We start from the raw sequence: 24,061 nt of genomic DNA, 5'->3' as shown, positions 1-24,061 counted from the left end.
ACCGCGCGTTTTCGGCCGCTTCGACCCACGGGATGTTCTTTTGAACGCTAAAGCAGGATCTCGGAGATACAGGCGATCGGAAGGTCTACTTTCGGGCGGTATGGGCGTGAACTCGGCCGAGGGCGAACGAGCTTCGGCAAAGGCTCATAACAGACTTTCCGTTGGATGGTACGACGCGCCTCATCCAGCCCGCGGATGATCTTGGTCATCTCAACACGCTCGTCGTGCCTCCCTTGTTGCGCCGCTACGGCTTCGGTTCCTGGAACGGCACGATCTTCAGATCGCGCATGTTGGCAAAGGCTAAACCGCCGGTCCTTCGAGCCCGCTTCTCTCGTGCGATTTCCATAGGAACCAGCCGAGGACGGTACCGAAGAAGAATGTGTGGGCAATGAACTGCACGACCGGGCTTGCCTGCAAAAACCAGGGGAATGCGATCGGCGCGATCACATAGAAATTGACGAGCCACAAGGCGAGGCCAAAGACGCTGCCGAGACCAATGAAGGCTGCTCGCCCTCGCAGCATTGCGGCAATCTCCCCGAACACGATCCCATAGGCGATGGCCAGGATCATGTGCACGATCACGCCAGCGATGCTGGCCGTCAGGAGCGAATAGCCGGGATCGAGAGCTTCCGGTCCAAGCGCGATGGCGCCGATCATGCGCAGGGGCATGAAGAACGCTTCCGCCCCCATCATGAACGCACTCGCCGTCATTTCGAACGCCGCAAAGACGAGGCCTGCGACAATGCCCGCAACGGCCCCCTGCTGGAGTCCCCATCGGATGTCGCGCGGCGTCACTGGCGTATGGATGTAATCACGGTAAGCCATAATACTGCTCCCTGTTCTGGACGCAGATTCCTCCGTAAAATCAATGCCGGGAACGCGTCGGCGGTTCCGGGCGTTCGGTACAATTCACGAGGATTTGATTGAAGTTGATGTTTCTCACGCCGAGCGGACGCTACGTGCGGAGCCAACAGCATGCCTGCTGAATCGCCCGACCACAGCCTGGTCCGCCTGCGGGGGGCGGCCGGAAACGATCTATGTGAGCAAAGGCCCGCTTCACGTGTTTCCGCAACCAAGCCCCTGGTCGCTTACGGCAAGCTACTGGCGCGCCAAGGACATCCTAATGAGCCCGGCACCGGGGCACTTGGATATGCCAACCAGCCAATCTGATTGGCATGCGTCTTATGCCGCGGCCATCGCTTGTCGCCGCACGCACGCGCCGCCAACGCGTCTGTCGGTATGGTGGCGGCGCATCACCTTGCCGAGGTCGATCGCATCGTGCGCGGCCGCCGAGCCCGTGCGCCACCATCTGCAACAGCGTCGCTGGTCGCGCCGTAGCTTGGCCATCGCCACCGGCCGCAGACGGCCAGCGCCTGTTCGCGCAAGGCCTCACGCCGCCAGCACCGCCGCATCCAGCCCCCGAATAATCTTCGCCAGCTCCACACATTCGTCGTGCCGGACCTTGTTGCGCCGCCAGGCGAGGCAGATCGTGCGCTGGGGCATCGGCTCCTGGAACGGCACGATCTTCAGATCGCGCATGGCGCTGGCTGGTCCTGCCGCCATTTCCGGGACGAGCGTGACGCCGAGCCCGTGCGCCACCATCTGCAGCAGCGTCGTCAGGCTGGTTGCGCCATAACTCGCCATTGCAACCGGCCGCACGCTGCCGCAGACGGCAAGCGCCTGTTCGCGCAGGCAATGGCCTTCCTCCAGCAGCATCAGCCTTTCCAATGCCGGGCTTTCCGGCGGAACCGGCGGCGAGGCGAAGGCGGGGTCGCCGGCCGGCACGGCAAGGAAGAACCGGTCGGAGAAAAGCGGCTCGGTGATCAGCCCAGGCTGATCGAGGGGAAGGGCCGCGATGAAGGCGTCGAGCTTTCCCATGGCGGTGTCCTCGACCAGCGACGCAGTCACCGCTTCGCGCAATTCGAGCTGCAAGGCCGGAAAATGCCGTTTCAGCTCCGGCAGCACATGCGGCAGGAGATAAGGCGCCACCGTCGGGATGATGCCGAGCCGGAAGCGCCCCTCCATGGCGGGGCGGCCACGCCGGGCCGTAGTCTCGATTTCGCGGATGTCGGCAAGAATACGCTCGATACGCGGCAGCATGGCCAGTGCCTCGTCGGTCATCCGCACCGATTTGCCGCCGCGCTCGAACAACCGGCAGTTGAGCCGCAGCTCCATCTCGGCGATCTGTGAGGACAGCGCCGGCTGGCTGACGCCGGCCAGCTTCGCGGCGCGGCCGAAATGCAGCGTCTGGGCCAGTGCCTCGAAATATTGCATCTGCCGGACGGTGAGACCAATCATAAGGAAAACCTATCGCAACAAACAGGAAAGGCAATTTGTTTTTATCGGCAATGCGGCCTAGTCTGGAACCATTCCAGAATGGCGTGGCTCAGGGCCCGTCGGAAAATCAGCAAATCCCGGAAATCAGCAAATCCCGGAAATTAACAAATCGGAGAGAACGATGGACGCAAAGACCGATGACACCAGCGCGGGAAAATGCCCGGTCGTGCACACAGCGGTAGCCAGAGCCAACCGTGACTGGTGGCCGAACCAGCTGAATGTCCAAGTCCTCCACCAGCAATCCGCACTGTCCGATCCGATGGGCGAGGCGTTCGATTACGCCAAGGAATTCCGGAGTCTCGACCTGAACGCCGTGATCAAGGACCTGCATGCCCTGATGACGGACTCGCAGGAGTGGTGGCCGGCCGACTTTGGCCATTACGGGCCGCTGTTCATCCGCATGGCCTGGCACAGCGCCGGCACGTACCGCATCGGCGACGGCCGCGGCGGCGCCGGAGCCGGCCAGCAGCGCTTCGCACCGCTGAACAGCTGGCCGGACAACGTCAACCTCGATAAGGCCCGCCGGCTGCTGTGGCCGATCAAGCAGAAATACGGCCGCAAGATCTCCTGGGCCGACCTGATGATTCTCACCGGCAACGTCGCCCTGGAATCGATGGGCTTCAAGACCTTCGGTTTTGCCGGCGGGCGCGCCGACGTCTGGGAGCCCGAACAGGACATCTACTGGGGCCCGGAAGGCAAATGGCTGGCCGACGAGCGCTACAGCGGCGACCGCGATCTCCAGAATCCTCTCGCCGCCGTGCAGATGGGCCTGATCTACGTCAACCCGGAAGGGCCGAACGGCAATCCGGATCCGCTGGCCGCGGCGAGCGACATTCGCGAGACCTTCGCGCGCATGGCCATGAACGATGAGGAGACCGTCGCGCTCATCGCCGGCGGCCACACCTTCGGCAAGACCCACGGCGCCGGCGATGCGACGCTGGTCGGCCCGGAGCCGGAAGCCGCCGGCATCGAAGAGCAGGGCCTCGGCTGGACGAACGCATTCGGCACCGGCAAAGGCGGTGATGCAATCGGCAGCGGCCTGGAAGTGACCTGGACGACGACGCCGACGAAGTGGGGCAACAACTTCTTCGACAATTTGTTCGGCTATGAATGGGAGCTGACCAAGAGCCCGGCCGGCGCGCACCAGTGGACGCCGAAGGGCGGCGCCGGCGCCAGCACGGTGCCGGATGCGCATGACGCAGCCAAGCGTCACGCGCCATCGATGCTGACCACCGACCTCGCTTTGCGGTTCGATCCTGCCTACGAAAAGATCTCACGGCGCTTCCATCAGAATACGGACCAGTTCGCCGATGCCTTCGCCCGCGCGTGGTACAAACTGACCCACCGCGACATGGGCCCGATCGTGCGCTATCTCGGCCCGCTCGTCCCCAAGGAAGAGCTGCCGTGGCAGGATCCTATCCCTGCAGTCGATCATGTGCTGGTCGACGAGCTGGACGTGGCCGCCCTGAAGGCGAAGATTCTCGCCTCCGGTCTTTCCGTGCCGCAGCTGGTCTCGACGGCCTGGGCGTCCGCCTCGACCTTCCGTGGCTCCGACAAGCGCGGCGGCGCCAACGGCGCGCGTATTCGCCTTGCGCCGCAGAAGGATTGGGACGTCAACCAGCCGGCTCAACTGGCCAAGGTGCTGGAGAAGCTCGAAGCAATCCAGAAGGAGTTCAATACTTCGCAGTCCGGCGACAAGAAAGTCTCGCTTGCCGACCTGATCGTCATTGGCGGAGGCGCCGCAATCGAAAAGGCCGCGAGGGACGCCGGCAACGACGTGAAGGTCCCGTTCACGCCGGGGCGCATGGATGCGTCGCAGGAGCAGACCGACGTCGACTCCTTCGCTCCGCTCGAACCGACCGCCGATGGTTTCCGCAACTATCTCAGCGGCAGGCAGCGTTTGTCGCCCGAGGAGGCGCTGGTGGATCGGGCGCAATTGCTGACGCTGACGGCACCGGAGATGTCCGTCCTCGTCGGCGGCCTGCGTGTGCTCGGCGCAAATACCGACCAGTCAGCGCACGGCGTCTTCACCAAGCGGCCTGAGACGCTGACCAATGACTTCTTCGTCAACCTGCTCGACATGGGCACGGTGTGGAAGTCGACATCGGACGCCAAGGATGTGTTCGAAGGACGCGACCGGGCAACAGGTGAGCTCAAGTGGAGCGGCACGCGCGTCGACCTGATCTTCGGCTCGCACTCCCAGCTGCGCGCCCTGGCGGAAGTCTATGCGACCGCGGATGCGAAGGAGAAATTTGCCAACGACTTCGTGGCGGCATGGAACAAGGTGATGAACGCCGATCGTTTCGAACTCGCCTGATCCAGGAGCATGATCCCGAAAAGTGGAATCCGGTTTTCGGGATCATGCTCAATAGTCGGGATCATGCTCAATAGAAAGACAGAGCCCCATCCCGATTCCATCGGGATGGGACTCTAGCGCCAAGGCGCTCTGGCAACAAAAAGGCGCGGGCTTGGCCCCGCGCCTTTTTGTATTGGGGTTTCCTTCGGCCGTCAGTCCTTCTCGAAAATGCGTGGCTTGGCCGCAACGCTGGCGCCCCCTCTCCCCGTTGTTCACGGGGAGAGGGTAAGGGTGAGGGGCAGCGCAAACCCGAAGCGATTTGCCGTCTGCCTTCAAGACTCTCCCCGCTTGTGTGCGCCAGTCGCGCGCTTTAGAGCAGGGCCGGAATTAATTTGCTGAGTAACGGAAGACAAAGATGAGACTGGGCGGACGGCTGGCGGCGGCCATCGAAGTGCTGGAGGATATCGGCCGGCGGCACCGGCCGGTGGCCGATGCGCTGAAGGATTGGGGCCTGTCGCACCGCTTCGCCGGCGGCGGCGATCGCGCCGCGATCGGCAACATCGTCTATGACGGGCTGCGCCGGAAGCGCTCGGCCGGCTTTTTGCTGGGCGAAGATACGCCGCGCGCCGTCGCTTTCGGCGCGCTGCTGCTCGAATGGAACCAGACAGCCCAATCTCTGAATGAAGCGCTCGATGGCGACAAATTCGCGCCGCCGCTGCTCAACGACAATGAGTTGAAGGCGGTTGCCGGCCGCCGGCTTGACGCTGCACCGCCAGCGGTGCGCGCCGACATTCCCGACTGGTGCGAACCGCTTTTCGAACGGGCCTTCGGCGCCAGCTGGGTCGAAGAAGGTGCGGCGCTGGCGACCCGCCCGCCGCTCGATCTCAGGCTCAACACGCTGCGGGCCGATCGCGGCAAGGTTCTTGCCGAACTGGCCGAGACCGGCGCCAGGGCCGCACGGATCGCACCGCACGGCATCCGCATCCCGCCGATCGCGGGCGACGGCAGGCACCCGAACGTGCAGGCGGAACCGGCCTTCCAGAAAGGCTGGTTCGAGGTTCAGGACGAAGGTTCGCAGATCGCCGCCATGCTGGCTGGCGCCGAGGCCGGGATGCAGGTCCTCGACTTTTGCGCCGGAGCCGGCGGCAAGACGCTGGCACTGTCGGCGGCGATGGACAATCGCGGCCAGGTGTTTGCCCATGATGCCGAAAAGGCGCGGCTGGCGCCGATCTTCGACCGCATCCGCCGCTCGGAAAACCGCAACGTGCAAATCGTCACCAAGCCGGCGGAACTCAGCCCACTCTCGGGCCACATGGACATCGTCCTGGTCGATGCGCCGTGCACCGGCAGCGGCACCTGGCGGCGCCGGCCCGATGCCAAATGGCGGCTGACGCAGAAGCAGCTCGATGCACGCAAGGGCGAGCAATCGGCGATCCTCGACGCGGCCAAAGCCTTCGTCAAACCCGGCGGGCTGCTGATCTACATCACCTGCTCGGTGTTCGACGAGGAGAATGGCGAGCAGGTCGCTGCCTTCCTGGATCGTAACAGCGGCTTTGCCCCGGTCGATCATCGCCAGCTCTGGGACAGCCGCTTTCCGGGCCACGAGACGGCCGCGCGTATCGGCGCAGCAGGCATTTCGCTGTCGCCGGCGCTGAGCGGTACCGATGGGTTTTATGTCTGCGCACTGCGCAAGGGCGGCTGAACGTTGCCGGCGGGCATGATTGCTGCAGTGCAGCAATAGCGATTGCCTGCCGCTCATGCCTCTGCAATAAGCTTTTCTGACAGGAGCGTGACAAGCCATGGCAGCAGAGATCGTACCCGCCCCCAACTATGAGGATCGCGTCAGGACGTCCTTCGCACGCCAGAACGCCATGACCACCATCGGCGCCGAGCTGACGCTGGTGACGCCCGGCATCATCGAGATCGAGATGCCCTATTCGGCGGCGCTGACCCAGCAGCATGGCTTTCTTCATGCCGGCGTCATTTCGACGGCGCTGGACTCAGCCTGCGGATATGCGGCGTTCTCGCTGATGCCGGAAAGCTCCAGTGTGCTGACCATCGAGTTCAAGGTCAATCTGCTGGCCCCGGGCCGGGGCGAGCGCTTCCTGTTTCGCGGCTCGGTGACGAAGCCCGGCCGTACCATCGTCGTCGCCGACGGCCAGGCCTATGCCTTCGCCGTCGACGGCGAGGCCAAGCTGATCGCCACCATGACCGGAACGATGATGACAGTGGTCGGCCGCGATGGCATTGAAGGCTGATCCGATGCGCAAGGCGGTCACAATTGCGGGCAGGGACGTCCTCTTCGTGATGGCGGCGCAGGCCGAGTACGGCCCGCATCTGCAGCGGCTGTTCACCCCTGTCATGACCGGCGTCGGGCCGGTCGAGGCGGGTGTCAGGCTGGGCGCGGAACTGTCATGGCTGAAGACTGAAAAGGCGCTGCCGGACCTCGTCGTCTCGCTCGGCTCGGCCGGCAGCCGGACACTGGAACAGACGGAAATCTACCAGGCCGTTTCGGTCGCCTACCGCGACATCGATGCCTCGCCTCTGGGCTTCGAGAAGGGGGCGACGCCGTTTCTCGACCTGCCGGTGACCGTGCTGCTGCCGTTCAGGATTCCAGGCATAAGAGAGGCGACGCTGTCGACCGGCGCGGCGATCATTTCCGGCAGCGCCTATGATGCGATTACCGAGGACATGGTCGATATGGAGACCTTCGCCTGCCTGCGAGCCTGCCAACTGTTCGGCGTGCCGCTCGTCGGCCTGCGCGGCATTTCCGACGGGGCTGCCGATCTCAGGCATGTCGGCGACTGGAAGGAGTATCTCCATGTCATCGACGAGAAGCTGGCGGATGCGGTGACACGGCTGGAACAGGCGATCGGCTCCGGTGCGCTGCAGTTTGGACCATCGCATGACGCGGAAACGGAGTGAGAGAGACGCCTTCGCAACCCATTGCGCCGACTCGTTTCTTTCTCTAAACGCTCGCCATGAAGATAGCCAATCATCCCGACACCGTCCTGATTGTCGATTTCGGCAGCCAGTTCACGCAGCTCATCGCCAGGCGCATCCGCGAGGCCGGCGTGTTTTCCGAGATCGTGCCGTTCCAGTCGGCCGAAGCGGCGTTCAAGCGCATCAATCCGAAAGCGGTGATCCTCTCCGGCGGCCCGGCCTCGACCGGCGACATCGGCAGCCCGCGCGCGCCGCAGATCGTCTTTGATGCCGGTGTGCCGGTGCTCGGCATCTGCTATGGCCAGATGGCCATGTGCGTGCAAATGGGCGGCGTCGCCGAAAGCTCCGACCATCGCGAATTCGGCCGTGCCTTCGTCGAGATCCAGAAGGACAGCCCGCTGTTCGAGGGCTTGTGGGCGCCCGGCCAGCGCCATCAGGTGTGGATGAGCCATGGCGACCGCGTCATCTCCCTGCCCAAGGGGTTCGAGGTGTTCGGAAAATCGGAAGGCTCGCCCTTCGCCATCTTCGGCAATGTCGAGCGCAAGATGTACGGCATCATGTTCCACCCCGAAGTGGTGCACACGCCGGACGGCGCCAGGCTGCTGCAGAACTTCGTCCACAAGATCGCCGGCATCGAAGGCGACTGGACGATGCGCGCCTACCGCGAACACGCGGTCGAGACGATCCGCAAGCAGGTCGGCAAGGGCAAGGTCATCTGCGCGCTTTCGGGCGGCGTCGATTCGTCGGTCGCCGCACTGCTGATCCACGAGGCGGTTGGCGATCAACTCACCTGCATCCTTGTCGACCACGGTTTGATGCGCAAGGACGAGGCATCAGGCGTGGTGGAGATGTTTCGCCAGCACTACAATCTGCCGCTCATCCTGGTCGACGCTTCTGACCGTTTTATCGGCGCGCTCGAGGGCGAAACGGACCCGGAAAAGAAGCGCAAGACCATCGGCCGGCTGTTCATCGAGGTGTTCGAGGAAGAGGCCGAGAAACTCGGCGGCGCCGATTTCCTGGCGCAGGGCACGCTCTATCCCGACGTCATCGAAAGCGTCTCCTTCACCGGCGGCCCGTCGGTGACCATCAAGTCGCACCACAATGTCGGCGGCCTGCCCGAGCGCATGAACATGCAACTGGTCGAGCCGCTGCGCGAACTGTTCAAGGACGAGGTGAGGGCGCTCGGCAAGGAACTCGGCCTGCCCGACAGCTTCATCGGCCGGCATCCGTTTCCCGGCCCCGGTCTCGCCATCCGCTGCCCGGGCGGCATCTCTCGCGAAAAGCTGGAGATCCTGCGCGAGGCCGATGCCATCTATCTCGACGAGATCCGCAAGGCCGGCCTCTACGACGCCATCTGGCAGGCCTTCGCCGTGCTGCTGCCGGTGCAGACCGTCGGCGTGATGGGCGATGGCCGCACCTATGAATTCGTCTGCGCGCTGCGCGCCGTCACCTCGGTCGACGGCATGACGGCGGATTTCTACCACTACGACATGGCGTTCCTCGGCGCCGCCGCTACCCGCATCATCAACGAAGTGCGCGGCATCAACCGCGTCGTCTACGACGTGACGAGCAAACCGCCGGGCACAATCGAGTGGGAATAAAGCTCGGTCGTTCGCCAGCATTTGGTGGCTATCGGCGGCGGGCGCTTAACTTATTGAACTATCATTGTTTTCATCTCTTTGCCTATCACGGACTATCGCCCGTAAGCGGAATCGTTTGGCGGCAAACCTGACGGCATGCATTTTCGCGTCATCTTCCTAGCGGGCTGATACCGTCACGCCGCCGCTTCCTAGGCAATTGGCAAAATATCTAGATAAGGCATTGAATTTGAGACATTTTAATCTGGCCTTGACGGTAAAATTGATGACGGTAAAATCCGAGGCCGGATACTTAGAGGTGACTGTTTAATTACTCGCCATGCTCACCGATGTCGCACTTAAGAAGCTGAAATCAAATGACAAAATGTACAAGGTCACTGATCGTGACGGTATGTACGCCGCCGTGTCTCCCACAGGGCAGATATCGTTCCGATACGATTACCGAATAAATGGTCGGCGAGAGACAGTGACGCTGGGACGCTATGGTGAGAATGGCATCTCACTAGCAGAGGCGCGTGACCGCTGCCTTGCCGCTCGAAAAATGGTGGCAGCCGGAAAATCGCCGGCGCATGAAAAGCAGCGTGAAAAGCGGCGCCTGTCTGCGATGGCCACCTTCGGCGATGCCGGCCGGGCCTGGTTTAAGGAGGCCAAGATGGCGGATAGCACGCGCTCAATGCGCAAGGCCATCTTCGATCGAGACATCTTGCCGATCTGGGACAAAAGGCTCCTCACAGAAATAACAGCGGACGACTTGCGGGCGCTCTGCGCAAAGGTGCGCGACCGCGGCGCGCCGGCAACAGCCATTCATGTCCGGGATATTGTTAAGCAGATCTATGGTCATGCCATTCTGCACGGCGAGAAGATTGCCAATCCAGCGGACGAGGTAGGACCGGCTTCGATTGCCACGTTCGAGGCAAAAGACCGAGCATTGTCCCCCGCAGAAATCCGAATCATGCTGAATGAGTTGGAAAATGTGACAACCTTGCCGACGATACGGCTCGGCCTAAAGCTGATCCTGCTCACGATGGTTCGGAAGGGTGAGCTGCTGGACGCGACGTGGGATGAGATTGATTTTGAGAACGCTGTTTGGAGCATACCCAAAAAACGAATGAAACGGAAAAAGCCGCATAACGTCTACCTGTCCCGCCAATCCCTCGATATCCTGATTGCGCTCAAGACTTGCGCAGCGAACTCCCGATACGTGCTGCCATCTCGCTATGACGCCGACGAACCCATGTCGCGCGCCACCTTCAATCGGGTCACCATGGCCATTGTCGCCCGCGCGAAAAGACAAGAATTGGCGCTTGCGCCCTTTACAGTGCACGACCTACGGCGGACCGGCTCGACAGTCCTAAACGAGATCGGATTCAATCGCGACTGGATCGAAAAATGCCTTGCCCACGAAGACAGCCGCACTTCGCGCGGCGTCTATAACAAGGCTGAATATGAGCCGCAGCGTCGTCATATGCTGCAGGAATGGGCTGACATGGTTGAGGCCTGGACGGCGGGCAAGAAGCACACGCCCGTACTCCAGCCGGCTGCCGGGGCGGCGATCATTCTCGATCCGATTTGACAGGCCTTGTCTTCCGCGACCGCACGTCTGGACCTGGGGCGATTACGATAGTGCCGGCAGACGACGCGTTTCGCCTTGCCTGAACCCAGGCCTCGACCTCTGCTAGATCCCAAACAACACAGCGGGGGGTCAGATTGAAGCGTCGTGGGAACTCGCCACGTTGCTCCATTTCATAAATGGTCGTGTGCGATAGGGGGACGATTTCTCGCAGTTGCGACCGGCGGACAGTTCGCACGACCCGACGCAACCCGATGTGTGGCAAAACCGGAAGCGGGTCGGGTTGCCCAATTGCAATGCCCTCGAATTTATCGACCTCGGAAGACTGCTGCCGTTTGACCATTTTCGTTACCGCATCGGTTGCCTTGCTGGCCAACGATCGCGCAACTTTTCGAGATCTCGTACACCCCTCAATTGCGACTACATGTCCCCGCTTATGCACGAGAAGATACAATGGCGCTCCAATAGAGAGAAAAGTCAGGGCCGCGCACACAGCCATGCACCGGTGGACTGGCCGCAAGTTCCGTCCGGATCTTCCAATCTCGACGACATCGATAAAGCCATTGCCAAAGCACCCCGTGCATCAGGACAACTATCTCTACCGTCGCGAGAGCCATCCTGATCGCCACAACGGCCAAAGATACAAAATGCAAAGGCGCGGCCGATCCGGTCAACAATGACTATGGTGCCGAGGACATTGCGGCCAGCCTGTCGTGACGTGCGCCAGAGCGTGAAGCGCGTGTTGCTGTCGCCGCGCATCCTCGATGCCACTAAACGCGCCTTGACGCTGGACAGATCAGTGGGTGCGAACATACTTGCCGTTCGTGCCGTTCACCGCCGCTACGTTGGCTCGCTTTCCGCCGACTTAGGTGAAGAATGTGTGAACACTTCGATCGATCCAGTCGATTACCTGGGCTCTTGTCCACTTTCCGGTCGAATTGCCGAGATGCGTTATGCTTTCATGACTATTTTGTCGGTTGAGCTTGTTGATGCAAGTCACCTGATGTCGGCCATAGTATGCTCCTTTCGAGCGCGAGCGAGCACGCGGACATGGTATTTCGGGAGGGAGTATCGCCATTAGTCTTGGCATCTGCAATCCGAAAGACCGTCACTCCGCGAGTAATCTCGGAAAACCGGACCCTGCCGACGATGCGCTCTTCTTCATCCTCCTGGATGGTCTCCCCCCACGCCTGCCGGATCAGATTCCTGGTGTACTCAGCTACATTGGAGTCACTCCATTTAGGCTGGCCCGTAACAGACTTTGGCCAGCTACTATTTCCGGCTCTCAAAATCCCGCCATCGTGCCTTAGAACAACGACTATGTCTTCAGAGCCTTGGAAATCCTCGCGAAACTCTTTCGGATGAACATCGTCCTTATCCTCATCGTAGTCGAACTCACCATCAAAGCTCACAGCTATTTCTTTGGTTGATCGGAGCCGTTCTTGAAACTCGTCCGTACCCAACCAATCAGTTCCCCATTTTACGAACTTAAGGCCTCCAATTTCTCCTCCACATTCAAGGACCACCTCCGCAGAGCGCGCTTGGCGCTCTTCATCCTTGACGGATGCCGCAATCAATTCGGCTTGCTTGGATGCCCAGCGCGCTAGCGCGTCCCTTGCGGCAAGCGGTTGAGCCGCGTCTCGGGCAGCAGTCACTGCCTCTCCAAGTAAAATGCCCTCTACGTTGTGGAGCCGACCCGCGCGCAGTCCGGAAATAGTCACCCAACCACCGTCTGCCGAAAACGAGTAACGCGACGGCGAAATGAAAGCGCGCCCGAAAATTCGACCGTCTTCATCTTCGATGGTTTGCATGTGGGCTCGGTCTGCTTTTGGAGAGTCAGCGTCGGAGCGATCAGCAGTCGGGTTCAGACGGCGCACCAGATCCAGATCGCTAATTCTTAGCCAGTCACCTGGCCGCGCCACCTGTTCCGTGCCTTCCTTCACCAGGATCTCGGTCGCCACGTCGAGGTTGGGCGCAACTGCGCCTACCAGCGTTGCTAAAGGCATCGTTCGTTTTGAATAAGAATTTATATGAAGGAGTCCACCTGCCTCATGTGGGTGGCCTTTCAACAAAACCTCTATACGCGTGCCTCCATCAATCGGCACAGGCGCACCGGGTGCAGGAGAAAGAATAGGCCGGGCGCTCGTTCCGCCACGGAATTCGAGGAGGCGGCCCGTATCTTGTCCCTTGTCGCAACGTCGCGAGTAGACACGAACGACCGGTCCGAGCATGAAAACCGAGAAGAATCCAATTCCAAACCGGCCGATGGCATGCATGCCTGCGGCCATGAGCCCAGGAAACTCCTCCATTGCTTGGGGCGACCGCCAGAACGATGTTCCAAAATCGAGAAGTGGCCCGGTGAGCACCTGTTCGGACATACCGATGCCATTGTCCTCGACGACCAGCCAAATCTTGTCGCCCTCTGAGAGCAAGCCGACCGTGATGAGGCCCCAGTCCGCGGCGCGCTTTTGATATTTTCGCCGGGCCTGGACCGCGTCGGCTGCGTTCTGGATAAGTTCGCGAAGAGCTACGGTCGGGTCGTTGCCATAGAGCTTCGAACCACCGAGATTTTCCACGATACGCGGAACGTCCGATACCTGAAGGCGAGCATCGACGGGGCGCCAACCCCTGGTCTGAACTGAACGGGCAAGAATTTCGGGCGACCCCGCTCCCTTAACACGTCTCGCCTTGAGGACCTCCTTACCGCGGCCTTGTAGGAGCAAATCAACGTCGTGAAGCTCGCGATCGACGGAATTTAATGTGTCGTATGCCAACCACCAAGCCTCAGCATCCTCCCTGCCGAAAGGCTGACCGGTCGTGAATACCACTGCATCGAGTTCAATATGCGGTCGGGCTAGCCGCTCTTGAAATGTCCAATGCAGGGCCGAGATGCCGGCTGGATTTGTGATTGCACGATGGAACCTGGGAGCACGACGGCTGTCGAGGTGCAGGGCATCGGCAACCCGCAACAGACAGGCGAGCTTTACGCGATCGACGCGATTGAGCGTCCGATTGGCAAGAGCCCCCAAATCTTCCGAGAGTTCCTGCTCAACCTTCTGCACCGACCACCAATGACTGTGAGCAATCTGGCCGATTGTCGGCCCATAGAAGCGACGTAGCTCGGAGTCCTCAATGAGGTACACCTGTGACCCGTCTGCGGCGCGCCAAGCCTGCTCGGCAAGTTCCTCGGCTCGCTCCGCGTGCAGACGGCGAAGGACATCCGGTACGATCCGTTGCACGATCTCGCTCGGCGGGTTCTCGATATCAAAGCTCTCACCACCGCTCTCTTCGGAGGCTAAGGCGAGGCGAGCAACGGCGTCCTTCCATGCAATGGTCGTCCTAACTTCTGCTAGGCCACCGGGGTATGCCGCGAGGCTCATGGCTGCATCGTGCAGAAGAATGCTCGCGCCAAGAACGAACGCCTCGGCCGGATTGACGTTGACGGCACCCTCGGCAACCGAAGAAGCTGTGTCCCATAGAGCATCCAAATGACTGATGTCGTGTACCGTCATCCCTGGTAAATCGACTGCAATCCGGGAAACGAGCTGGGCCGCGCGCTCTCGAATTGAGAGATATTGCGTCCTGAAAAATTCTTGCTCTTCAGTTGTGCTATCCGAGCGTGGCGTTTGAAATGCCTGTCGCCAAAGCCATGTTTGACGGAAATCCGGCCCACTGACTGTCATACAATCCTCGACCAAAAATAGGGTTTACTGCTCTCATTGCGCCGGTGCCGCCGCGAACTCGAACTGAGCCTCGCAGCCGTCATGCGCGCAGACTGGCTTTTTCAGAGTGAAGGGCCGCTGGAATTTCGTCCGGCTGCATTTCTTGCAAGCGAACTGACTGCGGAAGGTCTTGAATTCCTCCCAGCGCGTCTTCTCGTCGCCGATCGAACCGCCGCCATAAGGCCCGTCCTGGAAGTGGCTGCCGAAATTCTCGATCTCGCCTTTCACCAAACTGTCGAGGAACCGATTGTTGACGCCCGGCACCAGCGCCGGCGCCAGCTTGGCATCCTTGAGCAGACCGGCGAGCGCCGAGGCCAACTCGCTGCGTTCGTAGGAATAGGCCTTCTCCAACGCTCGGATGCGGACGCTGACCCCGAAATCCCGACAGATACCGAGAAGCCATTCCTCCTCGGCCTGGCGCATCTCGTTGGCCGCCGACTGGCCCTCCGCCCAACGAGCCTCGATCATTTCGTCGCTGACCTTGTGGTCGGCAAAACGCGGCCCGTAGGCCGGGTCGAGACCAATGATCCGGGTGAAGTGCCACGCCTTCGCTTCAAGCTGATCCTTCAAATAATTGAAGAACCGTTCGTCGTGAGTGGTGATCAGGATCTGGCAGTCGCCGAACATGGTGGCGATGAGCCCGGCAATGGTGCGCCTATGATCCGCATCGTATGAGGTCACGATGTCGTCGAGCGCGATGATGGGCGCGCCTGCATTAAATTGCTTGATCGCCGCCATGCGCAGCGCCAGCGCCACCGAATGGATCTGGGAGTCGCTCAAATAGCCAGCCGGCTGCACGCCCGTGCGGTTCTTGGCGAAATCGATCAGAAGGTTGAGCCGCTGCTGGTTCGCGTCGTCTTCCGCCGGCAGCTCCAGCCGGATTGGCGTGGCGCCAGCGCCCTGGATGAGCTTGTAGATATCGTTCATCGGCGTCTGAATCCTGTCGAGCAGGGCCTGCACCTTCTTGCGGATCTCGGCCGAGATTATTGTCGCCTGCGCCGTCAAGGCGTTGGAGAGGTTCCCCAGCTCATCTCGCGTCCGCAGCGCAAGGTTCCGCTCGGTCTGTAGCTCCAGCAGTCGATCGATCTTCGCCTTAGCCTTGATATAGGTGTGGTCGCCTTGCTTCGATTCGATGTCTGCGATGGCCTGATCGAGCGTGGCGAGCAGCTTGGCGATTGCCGCAACAATATTGGCCGAGGCCGGAACGGCCGTCTGAGGCCAGCCGGCAATGCCCGCTTGATAGAGGACAAGATCGGCTTTCAATGCCGCCTCGCCATCGCCGAGGAAGCCAATCAGCCCCGGCAGCGCCGCCACTAACTGAGTATGGGCCTTGGTCGCCGCAGTCCAGGCCTTGTCGAGCGCCTTCTTAGCGGCGGCGTGGTCCGCCAACTCCTCGAGGTTCTTGGCGATGTGTTCCCGGATCATCTCAGCGCTACCCGCCGCCGTGTCCGCGACAGGTGTCGTGCAGACGGGGCAAATGTCAGGTGCCGCTACCCCTTCGGCAAAAAGCGGCTCTGCGGCTTTCCACAAAGCCTGAAACACAGTGCTCGCCGCTTTGCCGCGTTCTTCCGTTTCTTTACTCTCCGCCGCCGACAGCGCCGCGACCGCTGCGTCAAAGGTCGGAATCGCACCGCTGACGACAGTCTCGCCGCTCTCCGTGTCCGTCGCCGCCGCCCGCAAAGCGGCAGCCGCATTACGGATCTGGCGCAGGCCCGCAAGCCCGATCTTGTTCTCCTCAGCCTTGGCGCGCGATTCCAGTTCGAGATAGGCCAGATCGCCGGCGGCCAGCGCCGCCAACACCAGCGCCGGATCAAGTGGTGCCAGGACCGACGTGTTGGCGTGGGAAAGCACCGCCGCCCCATCCCAGGTTTTCACCGCCTGGGCCATCTCCTTGGCAAGCTGGGTGTCTACGCGCTGCAGCGCCGTCTCGTCCTCGGCGGCGGCCTTCACCTGCGTGCGCAGTGAGCGAATATTCTTCTGCACCTCAACCAGCGGGCCGAGCTGCAGCCAATTGGCGACATCCGCGTAGCGCTGTTCAGGCGTATGGATTTCGACGAACGTGCGCAGCGCATGCCCGCGGATGATCGGCGGCACCGCGAAGCAGGCGTTCACAGTTGTGGCCACCGCCGGTATCAGTCGCTTCGCCCCTGTCGCCGGTCGGCTGCCGTTGGTGGCATCCTTGCCCGAGACCACGCCGATCGTAACCGTCGAAGCAAGCTTCGCCTCCTCAGCCAGATTGTGCGCCAGCGCCACGGGGCCAGCCTGGTTGTTAACGGCGCGCTGCCCGAGCCTTTCGAGCGTTCCGTCCTTGGAGAACATGAATTCCAGCGCATCGATGACGCTGGATTTGCCACTGCCGTTCGGCGCGAAGATCGCCAAGCAGCGCTTCTTGCTGAAATCGAACGACTTCGGTTGGAGATACGCGCGGAACCCGGAAAGGCCCAAGGACCGGAGGAAGTAAGGATTAGCCATTGGCCACCTCCGGCTTAGGAGGATTGGCACGTTCGCCTGCGAGTTTCAGGATGGCATCGTTGGCCTGAGCGACGGCGTTCTGCGCGGGCGCCGCCTTCAGAATGTGCATCTTCAGGATGTCCGCCAGGCCGGCATCGACACCGTCCTTTCCCTTAAGGCTTTCTCCCAAGGCCTTAAGAAATGCGTCCGGCGTATCTGCCGGTCCTGCTTCACCTTCCACACCCTTACCCCCCACTTTATTAGTCTTTGACAGTACAAGGAGATCGCCCACAAGAGAATGGCGCTTTCCTTGAAACTACGAGCCCTTTTGTGGGGAAAGCCTTCCCCTGCGGCCGATCCATGATCTCGATCGACCCCTGCTGCGGGGACGCCCCCTCAACGGCCCGATGCGGCGGAGATCAGGGACACACCACTGCGGCTCCAAGACGCACAATCCCTGATCGCAACCTGACCCGGCTCCCGCTGGCGCTCACGCCGGCGGGTTTTCGCTATGGCGAGTTACCGGTGACCAAATTTTTTCTTGAATGGGTCACTCCATTTGCGTGCGCTGCTTCACCACCGTTCAATGTGAATGCTGATCGAAGAATAAACCATCGGCGTTATCGAGACCCCTCCAGCCCGTTGAATTCGTTGAGTTGCAATGACGAGGCCCCATCGCCGATCACGAAGGGACCACACGCCGAAGCGCATATTGGGCGTGGCGTGAAATAGATCGCATATCTAGGTTCAGAGTTCGGCAGCCCTGTCATCGGGGTGGGTCTGTCCTTTCATTGCTATACAAATGAGCGGGCGGTCCACTCGCGACGACGGACGATAGAAGGGCGGGATGAGCGGGCCAGCAGGCTTCATTCACGCAAGGAACTCCTTTTCATTGGCTTTCACCTGGTCCATCTTCTGGAGACGGAAAATTTCCTCGACTGAGACGATGTCCTTGTCGACGTTGTGAATGCCTCGATCTTTAAGTATCCGCGCGAAAACATCCTTCATGGCCGTCACCGAAGCGCGGACCGCGTGGTTGCCGTAGATGACGACCGAGATTTTTCCCAAATCCTTGATCCGGGCCTCGTTCATCTCGGGATAGGCGGTCGGAATTACTACAATGCCGGCTTTGCCATTCCACGCACGAACAAAGCTCTCCACCTCGTCCGGCGTCTTCTGCTTGGAGTGGACGACGATGAGGTCGGCGCCAGCAGCTTCGTATGCAGCGGCTCGATCGAGAACGTCCTTCTCGCCGAGACCGGCGATCAAAGCCTCTGTTCGCGCAATGATGAGGAAGTTCTGATCGGTGCGCGTCGCGATCGCTGCGCGGATCTTGCCCTGGAATTCCTCGACCCGAAGCAGCTCCTGCCGGCCATCCGCCAACAGGCTCGTCACTTTGGGAAAGGTCTTGTCCTCGATAACGACAGCGGCCGCGCCGGCTTGTTCGTACTGCTTCACCGCGTGAATCACGTTGATCGCATTTCCGAACCCTGTGTCGATATCGGCGATGATTGGCAGCGACGACTGCTCGGCCATTGCGCGCACCATCTCGAGGTGCTCTCTCATCGAGACGAGGCTGACATCGGGGAGGCCATACAAAGCGGACAGCTCAAAGCCCGACGCCCAAATGCCGTCGAACCCGGCTTCCTCGACAAGACGGGCCGACAACGGACTATGTGCAGCCATCACATGAGCGAGGCCGTTCTTCGAAATGGTGTTCTTGAGAAGCGTGCCCTGGCTCATGCTGCTTTGTCCCGAGAAAGTTTGGTGCAAGCCGCGGTGATGCGGTCGCACGCTTCGATGAGGTCATTGATCGAGGAGGCATAGGAAATGCGGATGTACGGGGAGGCCAAGAAGCCTGAGCCCGGAACGACCGCAACACCCGCTTCTTCGAGCAGATACATAGCGAAGTCTGTATCGGTCGCGATCACTCTGCCCGCTTCCGTTTTCTGACCGAGGACACCGACGCAGTTGGCGAATACGTAGAAGGCCCCGTCAGGGACGGTGCAGCTCAATCCCCGCGCGGTATTGAGCCTTTCGACGACCAGGTTGCGGCGCTTCTCGAGCTCAGCCTTGAACTCGGGAACGTACCCCTGGTCACCGGCAATCGCTTCGATAGCCGCATATTGGGAGATCGAGCTGGTGTGCGACGTGGTCTGACCCTGAATGACATTGATGGCCTTGATAAGCTCGATTGGCCCGGCGCCATACCCGACGCGCCAACCCGTCATTGCATTGGTTTTCGATACACCATTGATCGTGACCGTGCGGTTGAAAAGGTCGGGGGCGGCGCGCGCCATTGTCGCGAACCGCGCTGCTCCGTAGACTAGCTTCTCGTAGATATCGTCCGACAGGATGTAGACGTGTGGATGCCGACGCAGGACTTCGGCCAGGCCAGCCAGATCGGCCTCGGAATAGACAGTGCCCGTTGGATTGTTAGGCGAATTCAGCATCAGCCATTTGGCGCGCGGCGTGATTGCCGCCTCCAGGTCTTCCGGCTTCAGCTTGAAGCCCAACCGCTCGAGGCAAGGGACCAGCACCGGCTCGCCGCCGGCGAGCCGCACCATGTCAGGGTAGGAGACCCAGCAGGGCGTAGGGATGATGACTTCGTCCCCCGCGTCCAAGGTGGCGAAGAGCGCGTTAAAGACCACCTGCTTGGCGCCACAGCCGACGGTGATCTGGTCTATGTCATAGTCAAGGCCGTTGTCGCGTGAGAGTTTCTCCCGGATTGCCTCGCGTAGCGGCTTGACGCCAGCGACCGCCGTATAGCGCGACTTTCCCTCAATGATGGCGGCGACGCCGGCTTTCTGGACAGCCTCGGGCGTATCGAAATCCGGTTCACCCTGGCTTAGCGTGACGATATCGACACCTTGTTCGCGCAAGGCGGTCGCCTTGTCAGTCATCGCTTTTGTTTGGGAGGGACGGACGGCCTGCAGTCTTTTGGCGAGCAAGGGCAATGGACTTTCCTCAAGGCAGGGGAAGTTTGTGCCAGAGGTATATGAGGCGTCCGTCGCTCGCCAGTTTTGGCATCGGGGAAAGCGGCCAAAATGATCGCGTTCTGCGATGCATTATTGGGGCCAGCACCTATCTCCCGGTGCTCTCCTCCTCGGTCTTTTTCCGGCAGAGCTTTATAAGCCAACGGCAGAAGGCGCGGGCGAGATCCGTATTGTTGCTGCGATCGACAGCATAGGCCCGGTATTGCATGCCACTTGGTGCGCGTGAGCCGGGAAACACTTCCAGGAGGCGTTGCCTGATCAGGTCCGCGACGATGATATGCGGCGTCACTAGCAAGGTCTGGCCGGTCGTGACTGCTGGCAAGGCCAGATAATGATGGTCGTAGCGTTCCCCCGAGATGATGTCCGACGTCTTCAAATCCATGCTGCGAAGCCAGGTCGGCAGGATGTCCGGCCGCGAGGTGACGGTAATCACCGGTGTGGTGCGCAGCGCCTCTAAGCCGCGGCCGGCGATGCAGTCTGGCGCACCAACGCAAACGAGCTGCTCGTCGTAGAAATCCCAGCGATCTCCTGGTTCGGTGAGTGTCAGGTCCCGGGTCAGAAGCACGTCGAAGCTGTCGGTTGAGGCGGGAGCCGACAGGGTGCTAATGACATCGACCGTGACGCCGCCCATTTCATTCGAAAATTCGCGCAGATTGGGGATGAGCAGCGTATAGGCAAAGGTCGATAGCGATGTGCGCACGACTAGGCGATTGACACCAGTCCGGTCGTTGCGGCGCATCCGCTTTGCGGTGAACAGGATCGTATCGAGCGGCTCGCCGACGGCATCAGCGAACAGCCGCCCGAAGTCCGTCAATTGGCTCTGACGGCCGCGCCGCTCGATCAGCTTCGCGCCGAAATATCCCTCCAGCACGGCAAGATGGCGGCTGACTGAACTTTGGGTGATGCCGAGCGTCTTTGATGCGCGCGTGACACTGCTGTCTCGTGCGACCTGCACGAAGGCGCGCACGGCATTGAGTGATAGATCTTTTTCCTCGGTCAAATTCGTCTCCATGAACCGGATCGATACTATCCAGAATCGTCTAGCTGACATCGCAATATTCGATGACTGTCACAACCATGTAACAAAGCCATTCGATCGTCAGCCTCGGAGTTAAACCCATCAAGGCGATGCTTTTTCACATTGCCGACGGAACGAGGGTAACCGATGTCGGCTATAACCATTGAAAAAGTAGAAAAGACATTCGGTGCGACGCCCGTTTTGCGCGGAGTCTCGCTCAATATTGCTAATGGTGAGTTTCTGACGCTGCTGGGCCCGTCGGGCTGCGGGAAGTCGACCCTGCTGCGGATACTCGCGGGTCTGGAGGTGCAGACGGGTGGATCGCTGTCGATTGGTGATCGCGTGGTCGACGGGATACGACCAAAGAAGCGCGATGTTGCGATGGTGTTCCAGTCCTATGCGCTCTATCCGCATATGACGGTCGCTCAGAACATGGCGCTGCCTCTGAGGATGCGACGCCTTTCGTCCTGGCAGCGCCTGCCGCTCGTCGGCCGCCTGCTGCCCGGCACGCATGCGATGACCGAGGAGATCGACAAGGACGTAATACGCACCGCCAAGGCGCTCGGCATCGGCCATCTGCTCGCAAGAAAGCCCGGGCAATTGTCCGGTGGTCAACGCCAGCGCGTTGCGGTGGGCCGCGCCATGGTGCGTCAGCCGGCCGTCTTCCTAATGGACGAACCGCTGTCGAACCTCGACGCCAAGCTCAGAGTGCAGATGCGCGCCGAGATCAAGGAGTTGCACAAGCGACTCGGCGTCACCTTCGTCTATGTCACTCACGACCAGTCCGAGGCCATGACCATGTCCGACAGGGTGGCGGTGATGCTGGACGGCGAGCTTTTGCAAGTGGCGCCGCCGCAGGAGATATACGCCGATCCCGACGACCGGCGCGTGGCCGAGTTCATCGGCTCGCCGAAGATCAACATCCTGGACGCTCGGCTGCGCGCCGACGGTTTGGCCGACGCCGCCGGCACCAGTTTTACACTTGACGTCGCCGCCCCCTCCGGGACGCCGCTCGCCCTGGGAGTTCGGCCGGAGGCATTCTACTTGGTCGAGACTGGCGGGGTGGACGTCGTCACCGGTTCGGTCAGATTGGTCGAGCATATGGGCTCCGATCTTTTCGTCCATCTCGACGTGCCTGGCCATGATCATCATCCGGTTGTTGCCCGTCTGCTGGCCGAACGCGCGCCTCAGATCGTTTCGGGCCAGACCTTGCATCTCGGCGTCAAACCGGAACGCGTGCTGCTGTTTGCCGATGATGGCAAGCGCCTGCGGCCGGACATCCATCGGTATGCCAATGTGCTGCCTATGCGGGAACATGCATCATGACCCTTGCCTCCCGCTCAACAACTGAAGAGACCAGCCTGTCCAATAGCGCTGTCACCTGCGACACGCTGCGCAACTATCGCTTCACCGAGACGCTTGTCGCCTGGTCCTTGGCCGGACCGGCGCTGGTCCTGCTCGTAACCCTGTTCTTTTTGCCGGTCTTTGCCATCTTTGCCATCGCGCTGACCGACTGGCAGTTCGGCGCCAGTGCGCTGTCCTTCGTTGGCTTTGCCAACTTTAAGGAAGTCTTCGCCGACGAGGGCTTTCGTGCCTCGCTCGTCAACACCATCCTTTATGTCACGATCGTCGTGCCCGGCACCATCGTCCTCGGGCTTGCGATCGCGCTCCTGATCGAAAGCGGCAAGTCTTGCCGAGCCTTCTATCGCGCTATCCACTTCCTGCCCTTCATGGCGACGCTGACCGCCATGGCGATCGCCTGGGAGGCACTACTCCATCCCACCATCGGCCTCGTCAACCAGACGCTTGCCGGTCTTGGGCTGCCGACCGCAAACTGGCTGCGCGATGAGAACACCGTGCTGCCGGCGCTGGCCGTGATCGGTATCTGGCAGAACTTGGGTTACGCGATGGTGCTGTTCCTCGCCGGGTTGAAGTCGATCCCGCAAGATCTCTATGACGCCGCCGACATCGACGGAGCCGATCTCTGGCTTGACCGGTTGCGCACGGTCACCCTGCCAATGCTCGGCCCGGTCACCATGTTCGTCTTCATCGTCGTGGCGTTCAAGGCCTTCGAGACCTTCGACACTGTGCAGGTCCTAACCCAGGGCGGACCCGGCCATGCCTCCGAGATGCTGCTCTACACGCTCTATCGCGAGAGCTTCCAGTATCTGCGCACCGGTTACGGTGCCTCCGTCGCCGTCGTCTTTCTCTTCATCGTCGTCGCGTTGACGCTGATCCAGGCCCGCGTGATGGACAAAAAGGTACATTACCAATGAGCACGCCTCACTCCGAGGGGCTCTCCGCAACCTCCGCGGTCCTGCGCCATTCCGTGCTGCTGATCACCGGCGCACTGATCCTCATCCCCTTCGTCTGGATGGTCTCACTTTCGATCAAGCCGCCGGGCGAGATCTTTCGCGCATCCTTCTCCTTCTGGCCCCAGCAGTTCTACGGCATCGTGAACTATACCCGCGCGCTAACCGAAGCGCCCCTGCCGCAATACATGCTGAACGGTGTCATCGTCTGCGCGGCCATCGTGGGCCTGCAGATCCTCATCTGCGCGCCAGCGGCTTACGCGCTCGCCAAGCTCGATTTTCCCGGCCGGAACCTGCTGTTCACACTCGTAGTTATCGCCCTCATCCTTCCGAGCGAGGTACTCTCGCTACCGCTGTTCATACTCGGCTACCAGATCGGCATCCTCAACACCTACGCAGCGCTGATCTTCCCCTATGTCGTCTCGCCGTTCGGCATCTTCCTGTTCAGGCAGTTCTTCAAGACCATCCCCGACGACGTCATCCATGCCGCCCGGCTCGATGGCCTCTCGGAACTGGCCATCGTCTGGAAGATCATGGTGCCCATGGCGATGCCTGCCATCATCGCCTTTGCCATCTTCTCCGTCGTCAGCCACTGGAACAGCCTGTTCTGGCCCCTCATCGCCGTGCGCGACCAATCCCTCATGCCGCCGCCACTTGGCATCATGGCGTTCAAAAACGAGGAAGCGGGCAACGACTACGGCCCCCTCATGGCAGCATCCACCATCGTCGTTGCACCCCTCATCATTGCTTTCCTCTCCGCCCAACGATGGTTCGTCGATGGCCTGACCGGAGGAGCTGTCAAGTAACTCCCGCATCGA

Annotated in this window: 19 protein-coding genes; 9 read left to right on the top strand and 10 right to left on the bottom strand. The window is 60.9% G+C overall.

Going from position 1 to position 24,061, the window contains the following annotated elements:
• Nucleotides 1-300: 300 nt before the first annotated feature.
• The gene (locus AC0L3N_RS18345; protein WP_258122081.1) at nt 301-825 is read right to left on the bottom strand and encodes a hypothetical protein; all 525 of its coding nucleotides are present in this window, start codon (nt 823-825) and stop codon (nt 301-303) included.
• A gap of 564 nt (nt 826-1,389) precedes the next feature.
• Nucleotides 1,390-2,298, bottom strand: coding sequence for a hydrogen peroxide-inducible genes activator (locus tag AC0L3N_RS18340; RefSeq protein WP_258122082.1), 909 nt, complete (start codon nt 2,296-2,298; stop codon nt 1,390-1,392).
• Nucleotides 2,299-2,458: 160 nt separating this feature from the next.
• Here AC0L3N_RS18340 and katG point away from each other — a divergent pair, with 160 nt between their 5' ends.
• The 6 genes from katG to AC0L3N_RS18310 all read left to right on the top strand — a co-directional run bounded on the left by katG (nt 2,459) and on the right by AC0L3N_RS18310 (nt 10,747).
• Nucleotides 2,459-4,654 (top strand): catalase/peroxidase HPI, encoded by a 2,196-nt coding sequence (gene katG, locus AC0L3N_RS18335; RefSeq protein ID WP_473548936.1) that lies wholly within the window; start codon nt 2,459-2,461, stop codon nt 4,652-4,654.
• Nucleotides 4,655-5,048: 394 nt separating this feature from the next.
• On the top strand, nt 5,049-6,335 hold the full coding sequence (locus tag AC0L3N_RS18330) for an RsmB/NOP family class I SAM-dependent RNA methyltransferase (RefSeq protein WP_473548934.1): 1,287 nt from the start codon (nt 5,049-5,051) through the stop codon (nt 6,333-6,335).
• Nucleotides 6,336-6,432: 97 nt separating this feature from the next.
• The gene (locus AC0L3N_RS18325) at nt 6,433-6,891 is read left to right on the top strand and encodes a PaaI family thioesterase (RefSeq protein ID WP_128175186.1); all 459 of its coding nucleotides are present in this window, start codon (nt 6,433-6,435) and stop codon (nt 6,889-6,891) included.
• 4 nt (nt 6,892-6,895) lie between these two features.
• The gene (locus AC0L3N_RS18320; RefSeq protein ID WP_473549013.1) at nt 6,896-7,558 is read left to right on the top strand and encodes a 5'-methylthioadenosine/S-adenosylhomocysteine nucleosidase; all 663 of its coding nucleotides are present in this window, start codon (nt 6,896-6,898) and stop codon (nt 7,556-7,558) included.
• Nucleotides 7,559-7,614: 56 nt separating this feature from the next.
• On the top strand, nt 7,615-9,177 hold the full coding sequence (guaA, locus tag AC0L3N_RS18315) for a glutamine-hydrolyzing GMP synthase (RefSeq protein ID WP_473548933.1): 1,563 nt from the start codon (nt 7,615-7,617) through the stop codon (nt 9,175-9,177).
• Nucleotides 9,178-9,493: 316 nt separating this feature from the next.
• Nucleotides 9,494-10,747, top strand: coding sequence for a tyrosine-type recombinase/integrase (locus AC0L3N_RS18310; protein WP_473548932.1), 1,254 nt, complete (start codon nt 9,494-9,496; stop codon nt 10,745-10,747).
• On the opposite strand, the gene AC0L3N_RS18305 is transcribed toward AC0L3N_RS18310, so the two are convergent.
• The 8 genes from AC0L3N_RS18305 to AC0L3N_RS18270 form a co-directional block, all read right to left on the bottom strand.
• Nucleotides 10,728-11,087, bottom strand: a complete 360-nt coding sequence (locus AC0L3N_RS18305; RefSeq protein WP_473549012.1) for a helix-turn-helix transcriptional regulator — start codon at nt 11,085-11,087, stop codon at nt 10,728-10,730. The two genes, AC0L3N_RS18310 and AC0L3N_RS18305, sit on opposite strands and share 20 nt — an antisense overlap.
• 522 nt (nt 11,088-11,609) lie before the next feature.
• Complete coding sequence (locus AC0L3N_RS18300) at nt 11,610-11,744, bottom strand: DUF3892 domain-containing protein (protein ID WP_473548931.1); 135 nt, start codon at nt 11,742-11,744, stop codon at nt 11,610-11,612.
• Nucleotides 11,710-14,427: an HD domain-containing protein gene (locus AC0L3N_RS18295; RefSeq protein WP_473548929.1), complete on the bottom strand. Its 2,718-nt coding sequence runs from the start codon at nt 14,425-14,427 to the stop codon at nt 11,710-11,712. Before AC0L3N_RS18295 ends, AC0L3N_RS18300 begins: the two co-directional genes overlap by 35 nt.
• A 33-nt stretch (nt 14,428-14,460) precedes the next feature.
• Nucleotides 14,461-16,938 carry an AAA family ATPase gene (locus AC0L3N_RS18290; protein ID WP_473548928.1) on the bottom strand — a complete coding sequence of 826 codons (2,478 nt, stop codon included), beginning with the start codon at nt 16,936-16,938 and terminating at the stop codon, nt 14,461-14,463.
• Nucleotides 16,931-17,209, bottom strand: a complete 279-nt coding sequence (locus AC0L3N_RS18285; RefSeq protein WP_473548927.1) for a hypothetical protein — start codon at nt 17,207-17,209, stop codon at nt 16,931-16,933. Before AC0L3N_RS18285 ends, AC0L3N_RS18290 begins: the two co-directional genes overlap by 8 nt.
• Nucleotides 17,210-17,787: 578 nt before the next feature.
• Nucleotides 17,788-18,660 (bottom strand): phosphonopyruvate hydrolase, encoded by an 873-nt coding sequence (locus AC0L3N_RS18280; RefSeq protein WP_473548926.1) that lies wholly within the window; start codon nt 18,658-18,660, stop codon nt 17,788-17,790.
• Nucleotides 18,657-19,874: a pyridoxal phosphate-dependent aminotransferase gene (locus AC0L3N_RS18275; protein WP_473548925.1), complete on the bottom strand. Its 1,218-nt coding sequence runs from the start codon at nt 19,872-19,874 to the stop codon at nt 18,657-18,659. Before AC0L3N_RS18275 ends, AC0L3N_RS18280 begins: the two co-directional genes overlap by 4 nt.
• 127 nt (nt 19,875-20,001) lie before the next feature.
• The gene (locus AC0L3N_RS18270; RefSeq protein WP_473548924.1) at nt 20,002-20,913 is read right to left on the bottom strand and encodes a LysR family transcriptional regulator; all 912 of its coding nucleotides are present in this window, start codon (nt 20,911-20,913) and stop codon (nt 20,002-20,004) included.
• A gap of 165 nt (nt 20,914-21,078) precedes the next feature.
• On the opposite strand from AC0L3N_RS18270, the gene AC0L3N_RS18265 reads away from it, so the two are divergent.
• From AC0L3N_RS18265 to AC0L3N_RS18255, 3 genes are read left to right on the top strand one after another with little or no spacing between them, the layout of a single operon-like run.
• The gene (locus AC0L3N_RS18265) at nt 21,079-22,257 is read left to right on the top strand and encodes an ABC transporter ATP-binding protein (protein WP_473548923.1); all 1,179 of its coding nucleotides are present in this window, start codon (nt 21,079-21,081) and stop codon (nt 22,255-22,257) included.
• Nucleotides 22,254-23,207 (top strand): carbohydrate ABC transporter permease, encoded by a 954-nt coding sequence (locus tag AC0L3N_RS18260; protein ID WP_473548921.1) that lies wholly within the window; start codon nt 22,254-22,256, stop codon nt 23,205-23,207. The genes AC0L3N_RS18265 and AC0L3N_RS18260 overlap by 4 nt, the downstream gene beginning before the upstream one ends.
• Nucleotides 23,204-24,049, top strand: a complete 846-nt coding sequence (locus AC0L3N_RS18255; protein ID WP_473548920.1) for a carbohydrate ABC transporter permease — start codon at nt 23,204-23,206, stop codon at nt 24,047-24,049. The genes AC0L3N_RS18260 and AC0L3N_RS18255 overlap by 4 nt, the downstream gene beginning before the upstream one ends.
• Nucleotides 24,050-24,061: the final 12 nt, after the last annotated feature.

Source organism: Mesorhizobium sp. WSM4807 (assembly GCF_055811615.1).
The sequence above is the reverse complement of the archived record's forward strand: the minus strand, read 5'-3'. Positions and strand labels throughout refer to the sequence as shown.

Coding starts and splice junctions, on each gene's coding strand:
- AC0L3N_RS18345 (WP_258122081.1), bottom strand. CDS start 825: ATGGCTTACCGTGATTACATCCATACGCCAGTGACGCCGCGCGACATC.
- AC0L3N_RS18340 (WP_258122082.1), bottom strand. CDS start 2,298: ATGATTGGTCTCACCGTCCGGCAGATGCAATATTTCGAGGCACTGGCC.
- katG (WP_473548936.1), top strand. CDS start 2,459: ATGGACGCAAAGACCGATGACACCAGCGCGGGAAAATGCCCGGTCGTG.
- AC0L3N_RS18330 (WP_473548934.1), top strand. CDS start 5,049: ATGAGACTGGGCGGACGGCTGGCGGCGGCCATCGAAGTGCTGGAGGAT.
- AC0L3N_RS18325 (WP_128175186.1), top strand. CDS start 6,433: ATGGCAGCAGAGATCGTACCCGCCCCCAACTATGAGGATCGCGTCAGG.
- AC0L3N_RS18320 (WP_473549013.1), top strand. CDS start 6,896: ATGCGCAAGGCGGTCACAATTGCGGGCAGGGACGTCCTCTTCGTGATG.
- guaA (WP_473548933.1), top strand. CDS start 7,615: ATGAAGATAGCCAATCATCCCGACACCGTCCTGATTGTCGATTTCGGC.
- AC0L3N_RS18310 (WP_473548932.1), top strand. CDS start 9,494: ATGCTCACCGATGTCGCACTTAAGAAGCTGAAATCAAATGACAAAATG.
- AC0L3N_RS18305 (WP_473549012.1), bottom strand. CDS start 11,087: ATGGTCAAACGGCAGCAGTCTTCCGAGGTCGATAAATTCGAGGGCATT.
- AC0L3N_RS18295 (WP_473548929.1), bottom strand. CDS start 14,427: ATGACAGTCAGTGGGCCGGATTTCCGTCAAACATGGCTTTGGCGACAG.
- AC0L3N_RS18290 (WP_473548928.1), bottom strand. CDS start 16,938: ATGGCTAATCCTTACTTCCTCCGGTCCTTGGGCCTTTCCGGGTTCCGC.
- AC0L3N_RS18280 (WP_473548926.1), bottom strand. CDS start 18,660: ATGAGCCAGGGCACGCTTCTCAAGAACACCATTTCGAAGAACGGCCTC.
- AC0L3N_RS18265 (WP_473548923.1), top strand. CDS start 21,079: ATGTCGGCTATAACCATTGAAAAAGTAGAAAAGACATTCGGTGCGACG.
- AC0L3N_RS18260 (WP_473548921.1), top strand. CDS start 22,254: ATGACCCTTGCCTCCCGCTCAACAACTGAAGAGACCAGCCTGTCCAAT.
- AC0L3N_RS18255 (WP_473548920.1), top strand. CDS start 23,204: ATGAGCACGCCTCACTCCGAGGGGCTCTCCGCAACCTCCGCGGTCCTG.